The following is an 11,459-nucleotide window of genomic DNA, read 5'->3' as shown; positions in this document are numbered from 1 at the left end:
GCCTTTGGGATAAAGATACGATGGATGAGGGTGTCTATCAGCTTGATATGAAAGGACGTCTGAAGAAACTGATGGAAGGTCCTTATATATATAACATACATCGTTTTTCCGACAATCATAAGTATTGTGTCTGGAATCGTCAGAGTATAACAGAGTTTCGAGATTTGTGGTGGAGTAAAGCCGACTTTTCAAATCCGGTCAGAGTGACGAATGCCAATCCTCAACAAGCGGATTATAAATGGGGTACAGTTAAACTGGTGAAGTGGACTAATTATGAGAATAAAGAAAATAAGGGATTGCTTTACTTGCCTGAAGATTATGATCCTCAAAAGGAATATCCGGTGCTGGTACAGTTTTATGAAACCCATTCCGGTGAGCTGAATATTTATCATGCACCCTTATTGAGCAGCGCGTTAGGAGATCCTGTATATTTTGCCAGCAATGGTTATATTGTGTTTATGCCGGACGTGCATTTCACAGTTGGGACTCCCGGCCAGAGTTGTTATGATGCTGTGGTTAGCGGAACAAAGTATCTGATAGAGCAGGGGATAGCGCATCCCGGAAAAATTGGTTTGCAGGGACATAGCTGGTCTGGCTATCAAACATCATATTTGGTGACAAAGACAGATATTTTCACTTGTGCCAATATTGCGGCTCCTATCACTGATATGGTGACCGGATATTTGGGAATCCGTAACGGAAGTGGGCTGCCACGCTATTTTATGTACGAAGAAACACAAAGCCGTATGGGAAAGACCTTATGGGAAGCGAAAGATAAGTATCTGGCAAGTTCTGCAATTCTGGAAGCGGATAAGATACATACGCCTTTATTGATATTACATAATGATCAGGATGAGGCCGTTGCGTATGAACAAGGTCGTGCTCTTTATTTGGCTATGCGTCGTTTGCAACGTCCGGCATGGTTGTTGAATTACAAAGGTGAAGGGCATTTTGTTATGAGTCGAGGTGCCCAGAAGGACTGGACTATCCGGATGATGCAGTTCTTCGACTATTACCTGAAAGGAACAAAAGAACCACGTTGGATGAAAGAGGGTATTCATCTGAGAGAACGTGGCATTGACCAGAAATATGATTTACTAGAAAAATAAATGAAATGAAGAAACTATTAATTACAGCTATGACTCTGTTTTGCTTTGCATTCAGCAGCTATGGACAGGGCAAAGTGGAGAAACAAATTATTGGTAAATGGTGTAATCCTTATACCTACAAGTCTACCGGTGAACTGAAAGGATTTGAGTTTAAAAAAGGCGGAAAATGCTCTGCTGTCAATATCCCTTCTTTAGATTTAAAGACTTGGAAGATTGATAAAGACGGCTATTTAATTATCGAAGGATTCAGCAAAGAAGATAATGGAAAGACGGAAGTGTATAAAACACGTGAACGTATCGGAAAACTGACATCTGATTCGTTGGAGTTGGTCACACAGGACGGACCTCCGAGATTAGCTTTTTTGTATCTGAATACTAAATCAATCAAGAAATTAGTTACTCCGGAAGTAGCTCCCGACAAGAAGAAATAAATCTCTCTCTTAAATAATTTAGTGTTAATATTAGCATTACGTTGCTAATGAAAGCGCCCCGTCGTAGTGGTTACGATGGGGCGTCTTTTTGTTATGCTGTCATAGTATATCAGAATGAGCCATCAACGGAATATGGTTTATGACTACCGTATCGCCAATGCCTTGTTTTCCGCAGTCTCCATAATCTCCCGTTCTCCGGGTCCTTTATCGTTTATGCCGCAAAGATGAAGTATCCCGTGAATAATGACACGATGCAGCTCATCGTTATAGGATGTTCCGAATTGTTCTGCATTGGTGCGTATCGTATCCAGGCTGATAAATAAATCGCCTGATAAACGATCACCTTCACAATAGTCGAAAGTGATGATGTCCGTGTAATAGTCGTGTTGCAGATATTGGCGGTTCACTTCCAGAATCTTTTCGTCGGAACAAAAGATATAAGCGATTTCACCGAGTCTTTTCCCGTAGGAAGCGGCTACGGCTTTTATCCATTCCGTAGTCTCACGTTTCTTGATTTCAGGCATTTTTACGCCTTCTGTTTGATAAGTTACAGCCATAATTGAATGTTATGATTTAAAAGAAAAATAAATAACTGATTAAGATGGCGGCTATGATACCTGAGAAGTCTGCTATCAAGCCGCAAGTAACAGCGTTGCGGGTTTTACTGATACCTACACTGCCGAAGTAGACAGCTAAAATATAGAAAGTAGTATCCGAAGCTCCGCGTACCACGCAACTCATGCGTCCTACAAACGAGTCCGGTCCCAGCTCTTTCATCGTATCAATCATCAACCCGTTTGCACCGCTTCCGCTGAGTGATTTCATCAGTGCAGTGGGGAGTGCTCCAACGAAGCTTGTATCGACTCCACATAATCCTACTACGTAACCGATGCCGCTTACCAGATAATCCATCGCTCCCGAAGTGCGGAATACGGCTATGCCTACCAGAAAAGCAACCAGATAAGGGATTATGCGTACAGCAGTTGTAAATCCTTCCTTGGCTCCTTCCACAAAGGAATCATAAACGTTGATTTTCTTCCTGATTCCTGTCAGGATAAACAGAATAATAACCCCGAATAGAATGATATTGGCTATTAATGTAGAGTAAGTCCCCATTTCCTCACGGGACACGCTGATAAATAAATAAATCAGTCCGGAGAAGAAGAGGCAGACAACACCCATCAATATCAGAATCGGTTTATTGATTAAGTTTATCTTTTGGGCAATGCTGACGGCTATAACTCCCACCAAAGTAGAAATGAAAGTACTTAGCAAAATCGGGATGAATACATCAGTCGGTTGCGTAGCTCCCATTTGCGCACGATATACCATGATGCTGATGGGAATAAGGATAAGTCCCGAAGTGTTGATTACTAAGAACATAATCATCGGATTGGAAGCTGTATCTTTCTTTGGGTTCAGCTCCTGTAATTCTTTCATGGCTTTCAGTCCCAACGGAGTGGCGGCGTTGTCCAGACCGAGCATGTTGGCGGACATATTCATAAAGATAGAACCCAATACGGGATGTCCTTTGGGGATGTCCGGGAACAAGCGGCAAAGTACCGGGCTCAGGAAACGGGCCAGGGCACTGATTAACCCGCTGTTTTCGCCAATTTTCATAATCCCCAGCCAAAGGGCTAATACTCCGGTAAGCCCTAGGGAGATTTCAAATGCCGTCTTTGAGGAGTCGAATGTAGAGTTCATGATGGCAGTGAATATCTCCATATCTCCCAGGAAAATCACTTTTATGAGGGCGATAACGAAGGCTATAAGGAAGAAAGCTATCCAGATATAATTTAGAACCATAGTTGATTTCGTGTATATAGATAGTGCAAAAGTAATATTTTATAGTTGCTTTTCATGCTACCGGGCTTTTTTTATTCATCTTTCTTATACTGAAAATAAATGTATTTCTCTATCTTTGTCTCCTACTTTCAAGAAATAAATGGAACAAGAAGATTTTAACATACGCGAACATCAGCTGACTTCAAAAGAACGGGATTTTGAAAATGCACTTCGCCCGTTGAGTTTTGAAGACTTTAGCGGACAGGACAAGGTGGTGGAGAACCTTCGCATTTTTGTGAAGGCGGCACGCTTGCGTGGCGAGGCGCTCGATCATGTTCTGCTTCACGGCCCTCCCGGTTTGGGAAAAACAACCCTTTCAAATATCATTGCCAATGAACTAGGCGTCGGCTTTAAAGTGACTTCCGGTCCGGTACTTGACAAACCGGGTGACTTGGCGGGTGTACTGACTAGCCTTGAGCCGAATGATGTGCTCTTTATTGATGAAATTCATCGTCTGTCGCCTGTAGTGGAAGAGTATCTTTACTCTGCCATGGAGGACTATCGTATTGATATTATGATTGATAAGGGACCTTCGGCACGTAGTATCCAAATTGATTTGAATCCTTTCACGTTGGTGGGTGCCACTACGCGCAGCGGTCTGCTTACAGCCCCGCTTCGTGCACGTTTTGGTATAAACCTGCATTTGGAATATTACGATGATGATATTCTGAGTAATATCATCCGTCGTTCTGCATCTATCCTGGATGTACCTTGCTCGGTGCGTGCGGCATCGGAGATTGCTTCCCGTAGCCGTGGAACGCCGCGTATTGCCAATGCCTTGCTTCGCCGTGTGCGTGACTTTGCTCAAGTGAAAGGTTCGGGTTCTATTGATACGGATATTGCCCAGTTTGCGTTGGAAGCATTGAATATCGACAAATATGGTTTGGATGAGATAGACAACAAGATACTTTGTACCATCATAGACAAGTTCAAAGGCGGTCCCGTGGGGATCACTACCATTGCAACCGCTTTGGGAGAAGATGCGGGGACGATTGAGGAAGTGTATGAACCTTTCCTGATTAAAGAAGGATTCATGAAACGTACCCCCCGTGGTCGTGAGGTGACGGAACTTGCTTATAGGCATTTGGGGCGTAGCCTGTATAGTGGTAACTCAAAAACGTTGTTTAACGATTAATATGGAGCAATATCATCTCATATTAATCACTAATCCTGAACAAACATGGCTGGACTAAAATCATTAGCAAAAGATACTGCAATTTACGGGCTGAGTAGCATTGTCGGACGATTCCTTAACTATATGCTGGTGCCGTTGTACACGGCTGTTTTGCCGGCTTCCACAGGTGGGTATGGGGTTGTATCGAATGTCTACGCGTTCACTGCCTTGATGCTTGTACTGCTTACATTCGGTATGGAAACCGGATTCTTCCGTTTTGCCAATAAATCGGGGGAAGATCCGATGAAGGTATATGCCAACTCTCTGCTTTCGGTAGGCGGGGTATCGTTGATTTTCGTTCTTCTCTGCCTGTTGTTCCTACAGCCGATCTCCAATCTGCTGGATTATGGCAATCATCCGGAATTTATAGCGATGATGGCTGTTGTGGTGGCCTTAGATTCTTTTCAGTGTATTCCTTTCGCTTATCTACGCTATAAAAAACGGCCGATAAAGTTTGCGGCTATCAAGCTGCTTTCCATTGTTGGCGGAATCGGGCTGAACCTGTTTTTCTTACTGTTATGTCCCTGGCTGAATATACATTGTCCTGAATCCATTTCATGGTTCTATGATCCCGGTTATCTGATAGGATATATCTTTATCAGTAACCTGATTGTCTCTGTTGCCCAGATGTTCTTCTTTATCCCTGAACTGAGAGGTTTTGCCTATAAACTGGATAGGGCATTGCTGAAACGTATGGTTGTTTATTCTTTCCCGGTGCTGATTCTCGGCTTGGTCGGTATTTTGAACCAGACGGTGGATAAGATGATTTATCCGTTCCTTTTTGAGGATCGCCAGGAAGGATTAGTGCAACTGGGTATTTACGCAGCCACCAGTAAGATTGCGATGGTAATGGCGATGTTTACACAAGCTTTTCGTTACGCTTACGAACCGTTTGTATTTGGCAAGGATCGTGAAGGGGACAATCGGAAAATGTATGCGGCTGCGATGAAATATTTCCTTATATTCTCGTTGCTGGCTTTTCTTGCTGTGATGTTCTATCTCGATTTATTGCGCTATCTGGTGGCAAGAGGATATTGGGAAGGGTTGGGAGTCGTGGCTATTGTGATGCTTGCGGAAATCTGCAAAGGTATCTATTTCAACCTTTCTTTTTGGTATAAATTGACGGATGAGACACGATGGGGAGCTTATTTCTCTCTGATAGGTTGTGCCATTATCGTAGTGATGAATATTCTGTTGGTTCCTACTTATGGCTACATCGCTTCTGCCTGGGCTTCCGTTGCCGGATATGGGGTCATTATGTTGTTATCTTATTGGATAGGACAGAAGAAATATCCGATTCACTATGATTTGAAAAGTATCGGACTTTATGTTCTGCTTGCTGCGGTTCTCTATGTGATTGGAGAACAAGTTCCTATCTCCAATCTTGTGCTCCGTCTTGCTTTCCGTACTGTACTCTTGTTGCTGTTTGTGAGTTATATTGTCAAGCGGGATCTGCCTTTGAGCCAGATTCCTGTTATTAACCGATTTATAAAGAAGAAATAATCATGAAGACAGATGAGCGTAATAAATTCGCTATCAGGTCCTTTCTGAACGAATATCTGGACTTGAAAAAGGATAAGGACAACGAGTTGGCAACGGTCGATTCTATCCGCAAAGGAGTGGAGTTCAAAGGGGCTAACCTGTGGATTCTTATCTTTGCTATTTTTATGGCATCACTCGGGCTGAATGTAAACTCTACTGCCGTTATCATCGGTGCCATGTTGATCTCTCCGTTGATGGGACCTATCATGGGGGTAGGGTTGTCAGTCGGGTTGAACGATTTCGAATTGATGAAGCGCTCTTTGAAGAGTTTTCTTATTACGACCGCTTTCAGTGTGACGACGGCGACTGTTTTCTTCCTTCTTGCACCTATTGCCGGTTCACAATCCGAGTTGCTGGCGCGTACGTCACCTACTATTTATGACGTATTCATCGCACTGTTCGGTGGCTTGGCAGGTGTAGTGGCTCTTTCTACCAAAGAGAAAGGGAACGTGATTCCGGGTGTTGCCATCGCTACCGCATTGATGCCGCCTCTCTGTACGGCAGGATACGGATTAGCATCCGGTAACCTGATTTATTTCCTGGGAGCCTTCTATCTTTATTTCATCAATTCTGTATTTATTAGTCTGGCTACCTTCATCGGGGTCCGTGTGATGCATTTTCAACGGAAAGAGTTTGTGGATAAAACCCGTGAGAAGACAGTACGTAAATATATCATTCTGATAGTGATTCTGACAATGTGCCCGGCTGTCTATCTGACGTATGGAATCATTAAAAGTACTTTCTATGAAGCAGCCGCCAACCGGTTTGTCAGTGAGCAGCTAGGATTTGAAAATACACAAGTGCTTGACAAAAAGATCAGTTATGAACATAAGGAAGTCCGTGTTGTGCTGATTGGGTCTGAGGTGCCGGATGCTTCCATCTCCATAGCTCGTAGTAAACTGAAAGAGTATAAGCTGGAAGATACGAAATTGATAGTATTGCAGGGTATGAATAATGAAGCGGTAGATGTCTCTTCCATTCGCGCCATGGTGATGGAAGACTTCTACAAGAACAGCGAACAGAGGCTTCAGGAGCAGAAGGTGAAGATATCCCAACTGGAAACAACGCTTGAGCAATATAGGACGTACGATGCGATGAGCCGTACGTTGGTGCCTGAGTTGAAGGTGCTTTACCCTTCTGTAACTACACTTTCCATCGCTCATTCTCTTGAGGTACGTGTGGACTCGATGAAAACAGATACAGTGACACTGGCTGTGATGAAATTTACCAGACATCCGTCTGTTGCCGAGAAAGCAAAAATTAGCGAGTGGCTGAAAGCCCGTGTAGGAGCCAAGCAGTTGCGACTGATTACAGAATAATGAATCTAAAAATAATAGCATGAAATTCAGCAGACTAACCGTCGTTGTACTCCTTTCTATCTGCTTCTCAAAGGCTTTTGCCGATGAAGGGATGTGGTTGTTGGGAAATCTCAATAAGAACAAACAGACAGGACAAGTGATGAAGCAACTTGGCTTACAGATGCCTGTAAACAAACTGTATAATCCGAAGAAACCCTGTCTTGCGGACGCAGTAGTCAGCTTCGGAGGCTTTTGTTCGGGGGTGGTTGTTTCTGAAGACGGTTTGGTGTTTACCAACCATCATTGCGGATTCAGCAGTATCCAGCAGCATTCTTCGGTGGAGCACAATTATCTGAAAGATGGCTTTGTGGCACGCAGCCTTGAAGAAGAACTGCCGAATCCTGAGTTGTATGTCCGTTTCCTGCTTCGTACGGAGAATGTAACCAAGCGGGTACTGTCTGCCGCCAGGCATGCTAAAACGGAATCTGAACGCCGGGTAGCTGTCGATTCCATTATGAATGTAATCGGCATGGAGGTTTCGGAAAAGGACTCTACATTGACCGGAATAGTGGATGCTTATTATGCAGGGAATGAGTTCTGGCTTTCTGTTTACCGGGATTACAATGATGTCCGTCTGGTATTCGCTCCCCCTTCTTCCGTAGGAAAGTTCGGATGGGACACGGATAACTGGATGTGGCCGCGTCATACTGGCGATTTTAGCGTATTCCGTATCTATGCTAATAGCAAGAACGGACCGGCGGATTATTCTCCTGAAAACGTTCCGTATCACCCCGAATATGTAGCTCCTATCTCTTTGGATGGATATAAGGAAGGCTCGTTTTGTATGACTCTCGGCTATCCGGGAAGTACAGAGCGTTATCTTTCTTCATATGGCATTGAGGAAATGATGAATGGCATCAATCAGGCTATGATCGATGTGCGTGGGGTGAAACAGGCTGTTTGGAAGCGGGAAATGGACTGCCGGCCGGATATCCGTATCAAATATGCTTCCAAATATGATGAAAGCTCTAATTATTGGAAGAACAGCATCGGAACTAACAAAGCCATCAAACATTTGAAAGTCCTGGAAAAGAAACGGGCTGCTGAGGCTGCGCTCCGCGAATGGATTCAGTCGCATCCTGAAGAACGGGAAAAACTGCTTCGCCTCTTCTCTTCTTTGGAATTGAATTATGGTAATCGTCGTGAAACGAACCGTGCCCTGGCTTATTTCGGTGAGGCATTTATTAACGGTCCCGAATTGGTTCAGCTTGCACTTGAGATTCTGAATTTCGACTTTGAAGCGGAAGAAAAGCAAGTGGTAAGCCGTATGAAGAAACTGTTGGAGAAATATGATAACTTGGATACGACTATTGATAAGGAAGTCTTTGCAGCTATGTTGAAAGAGTATCAGACGAAAGTGGGCAAGAAATATCTCCCTGCCATGTATCAAAAGATAGATACGCTTTACAACGGGGATATCCAGACTTATGTGGATTCTTTGTATGCAACGTCCCAGATAACTTCTCCAAAAGGTTTGAAACGTTTCCTGGAGCGGGATACTACCTATAATCTATTTGAAGACCCTGCTGTTTCTTTAAGTCTCGACCTGATTGTGAAATATTACGAGATGAATCAAAGTATCTCCGAAGCTTCCGAACAGATAGAGCAAGGCGAACGCCTGTTCAATGCTGCTATGCGCCGCATGTATGCCGACCGTAACTTCTATCCTGACGCTAATTCTACCATGCGTCTGAGTTTTGGAACGGTGGGCGGTTATTCGCCTTTTGATGGAGCTGTTTACGACTATTACACAACCGTGAAAGGTATTTTCGAAAAAGTAAAGGAACATGCCGGGGATATTGACTTTGCCGTCCAGCCGGAATTGCTTGATTTACTTTCTTCCGGTGATTTCGGTAGATATGCCAATGAACAAGGGGATATGAGTGTTTGCTTCATCTCCAACAATGATATTACGGGTGGAAACTCCGGCAGTGCAATGTTCAATAGCAAAGGTGAATTGCTTGGTTTGGCTTTCGATGGCAACTGGGAAGCAATGAGCAGTGATATTGTTTTTGAACCTGATTTGCAACGGTGTATCGGAGTGGATGTGCGGTATATGCTCTTTATTATGGAGAAATATGGAAAGGCGGGAAATCTGATTAAAGAATTGAAAATAGCCCGATGAAATAGCGCATGTCGTTTTACATATGTATTTACAGGAATTAAGCCCAAGGTTCACATGAGATGAGCCTTGGGCTAAACTTTGGTAATCCCCGGGCTGAATGGAAATCATCCCGGGAGATATAGTAGTTGGAATTTTATTTTTTCGGTTTTCTGCGTGCCCATCCTTCCTCGCTGAAGTCGGGCTCTTTGTCTTTGAAGAACTCTTGCCAGTCATCTTTCTTTTTGGGACCACGGGCATCAGAGTATCCGCGTTCCGCACGGCTTGGTTTTTCCTTCTTTCCGGATTTTGAACCTTTGGCAGAAACATCCTTAGTTTTTCTGTCTTTATTCTCATAGCGTGGTGCACGTTCTTCTCCTTTTCCGAACCGGTTGCCACCTTTGCGTTCACCCGAACCGTTTTCACGTCCTTTTCCGCCTTCTTCACTGGACACCTCCACAACAACTTTACGGCCATTCCATTTGGCACGATTCAAGGCTTTTACGACATTGGCAGCCTCTTTCTCAGGAACTTCGAAGAAAGAGAAGTTCTGCATCAAGTCAATACGTCCCAATTCGATGCGTCCTCGTGTATTGCTGTTCAACAAGCCGATAAGGTCGCTGGGGAAGAAACTGTCCGTTTTACCTAAATTGATAAATAAGCGGTTGAAGCCCGGAGCAGCTTTCCGGCTTCTCTTCTCGAAGCCGCCCTCTTTGCGGTCACCTCTTCCGGCACGTTCACCACGGCTTTCAATTGTCGGTTGTTCTATTTCCGGGCGGTGGCGGTAATATTCTGCGAAACGGTTAAATTCGTGCGAAACCATTCGCTTTATCAGGTCTTCTTTACTCAACCATTCCAGTTTACGATAGATTTCCGGCATGAATTCTGCGATTTCATCTTCGTTTACTTTTACTTTTTCAAGGTCATCGATAACCTTAATCAACTGCTTCTGGCAAATGCCTGCCGCAGTCGGTATCTCTCCGGTAATGAATTTCTTGCTGATGATTCGTTCTATTTCTCTTAACTTTCCTCTTTCGCGGAGATTGATGATAGCGATAGAAGTACCGGTCTTTCCGGCACGTCCCGTACGTCCGCTACGGTGAGTGTAGCTTTCCGTATCATCAGGCAAGCCATAATTGATGACGTGAGTCAAATCGTCCACGTCCAAACCGCGGGCAGCTACGTCCGTAGCAACAAGCAGTTGCAGGTTGCGGATACGGAACTTTTGCATGACAGCGTCCCGCTGTGCTTGTGAAAGTTCGCCATGCAGCGAATCGGCATTGTAGCCTTCCTGCATTAATTTGTCGGCGATTTCTTGAGTTTCCTTACGGGTGCGGCAGAAAATGATACCGTATATCTGCGGGTAGTAATCGACGATACGTTTTAAAGCCTCGTATTTATCTTTAGCTTGTACAGTGTAGACAACGTGTTTTACATTGTTGGTACTTTCATTCTTACGCCCGATAGTGATTTCTTTGGCATTACGCAGGTAATTCTTTGAAATACGCGCGATTTCCGGACTCATGGTAGCTGAGAAAAGCAACGTATTGCGTTCCTGCGGCACATCAGCCAGAATAGCGTTGATGCTATCCGTAAATCCCATGTTCAGCATCTCGTCCGCTTCGTCCATTACGACGTTACGGATAGTAGCTAAAGAAACGGTCTTGCGTTCCATCAAGTCCAGCAAGCGTCCGGGAGTAGCCACGATGATATGCACGCCTCGCTTCAGGCTGCGTATTTGGCTGTCAATGGAAGAACCGCCATATACAGGCAATACTTTCAGTCCGTCAATGTATTTGGAATAATCATTCAAATCTCCTGCTATCTGTAGGCAAAGCTCACGGGTAGGGCAGAGGATAAGCGATTGTGGAATTCTGTTCTTTACGTCAATCTGTTGGA

The 11,459-nt window shown here is 44.2% G+C and carries 9 protein-coding genes; 6 read left to right on the top strand and 3 right to left on the bottom strand.

Annotation, left to right across the window (positions count from 1 at the left end):
* Together RDN93_RS20335 and RDN93_RS20330 are read left to right on the top strand one after the other, a co-directional pair.
* On the top strand, positions 1–1,109 hold a 1,109-nt coding region (locus tag RDN93_RS20335; RefSeq protein WP_308747182.1), incomplete at its 5' end, for a prolyl oligopeptidase family serine peptidase.
* Between the two features lie 5 nt (positions 1,110–1,114).
* Positions 1,115–1,540, top strand: coding sequence for a lipocalin family protein (locus tag RDN93_RS20330; protein WP_308747181.1), 426 nt, complete (start codon positions 1,115–1,117; stop codon positions 1,538–1,540).
* 143 nt (positions 1,541–1,683) lie between these two features.
* On the opposite strand, the gene ybeY is transcribed toward RDN93_RS20330, so the two are convergent.
* Both ybeY and RDN93_RS20320 read right to left on the bottom strand, forming a co-directional pair.
* Positions 1,684–2,097: an rRNA maturation RNase YbeY gene (gene ybeY / locus RDN93_RS20325; RefSeq protein ID WP_308747180.1), complete on the bottom strand. Its 414-nt coding sequence runs from the start codon at positions 2,095–2,097 to the stop codon at positions 1,684–1,686.
* 16 nt (positions 2,098–2,113) lie between these two features.
* Positions 2,114–3,346, bottom strand: coding sequence for a nucleoside recognition domain-containing protein (locus RDN93_RS20320; protein ID WP_308747179.1), 1,233 nt, complete (start codon positions 3,344–3,346; stop codon positions 2,114–2,116).
* Positions 3,347–3,485: 139 nt separating this feature from the next.
* Between RDN93_RS20320 and ruvB the strand changes: the two genes are divergently transcribed.
* The 4 genes from ruvB to RDN93_RS20300 are packed head-to-tail and all read left to right on the top strand — an operon-like array spanning position 3,486 to position 9,584.
* A complete protein-coding gene (gene ruvB / locus RDN93_RS20315; RefSeq protein WP_308747178.1) occupies positions 3,486–4,520 on the top strand; it encodes a Holliday junction branch migration DNA helicase RuvB in 1,035 nt (344 codons plus the stop codon).
* Between the two features lie 45 nt (positions 4,521–4,565).
* Complete coding sequence (locus RDN93_RS20310) at positions 4,566–6,062, top strand: oligosaccharide flippase family protein (protein WP_308747177.1); 1,497 nt, start codon at positions 4,566–4,568, stop codon at positions 6,060–6,062.
* A gap of 2 nt (positions 6,063–6,064) precedes the next feature.
* Positions 6,065–7,420: a TIGR00341 family protein gene (locus tag RDN93_RS20305; RefSeq protein WP_308747176.1), complete on the top strand. Its 1,356-nt coding sequence runs from the start codon at positions 6,065–6,067 to the stop codon at positions 7,418–7,420.
* A 19-nt stretch (positions 7,421–7,439) separates the two neighbouring features.
* On the top strand, positions 7,440–9,584 hold the full coding sequence (locus RDN93_RS20300; RefSeq protein WP_308747175.1) for a S46 family peptidase: 2,145 nt from the start codon (positions 7,440–7,442) through the stop codon (positions 9,582–9,584).
* A gap of 133 nt (positions 9,585–9,717) precedes the next feature.
* Here RDN93_RS20300 and RDN93_RS20295 read toward each other — a convergent pair.
* The coding region (locus RDN93_RS20295; RefSeq protein WP_308747174.1) for a DEAD/DEAH box helicase at positions 9,718–11,459 on the bottom strand (1,742 nt) is incomplete at its 5' end.

Origin of the sequence: uncultured Bacteroides sp., assembly GCF_902491285.1 — a bacterium.
Taxonomy (GTDB): domain Bacteria; phylum Bacteroidota; class Bacteroidia; order Bacteroidales; family Bacteroidaceae; genus Bacteroides.
This window is presented reverse-complemented; position numbering and strand designations above follow the sequence as displayed.

Coding starts and splice junctions, on each gene's coding strand:
- ruvB (WP_308747178.1), top strand. CDS start 3,486: ATGGAACAAGAAGATTTTAACATACGCGAACATCAGCTGACTTCAAAA.
- RDN93_RS20305 (WP_308747176.1), top strand. CDS start 6,065: ATGAAGACAGATGAGCGTAATAAATTCGCTATCAGGTCCTTTCTGAAC.
- RDN93_RS20300 (WP_308747175.1), top strand. CDS start 7,440: ATGAAATTCAGCAGACTAACCGTCGTTGTACTCCTTTCTATCTGCTTC.
- RDN93_RS20320 (WP_308747179.1), bottom strand. CDS start 3,346: ATGGTTCTAAATTATATCTGGATAGCTTTCTTCCTTATAGCCTTCGTT.
- ybeY (WP_308747180.1), bottom strand. CDS start 2,097: ATGGCTGTAACTTATCAAACAGAAGGCGTAAAAATGCCTGAAATCAAG.
- RDN93_RS20330 (WP_308747181.1), top strand. CDS start 1,115: ATGAAGAAACTATTAATTACAGCTATGACTCTGTTTTGCTTTGCATTC.
- RDN93_RS20310 (WP_308747177.1), top strand. CDS start 4,566: ATGGCTGGACTAAAATCATTAGCAAAAGATACTGCAATTTACGGGCTG.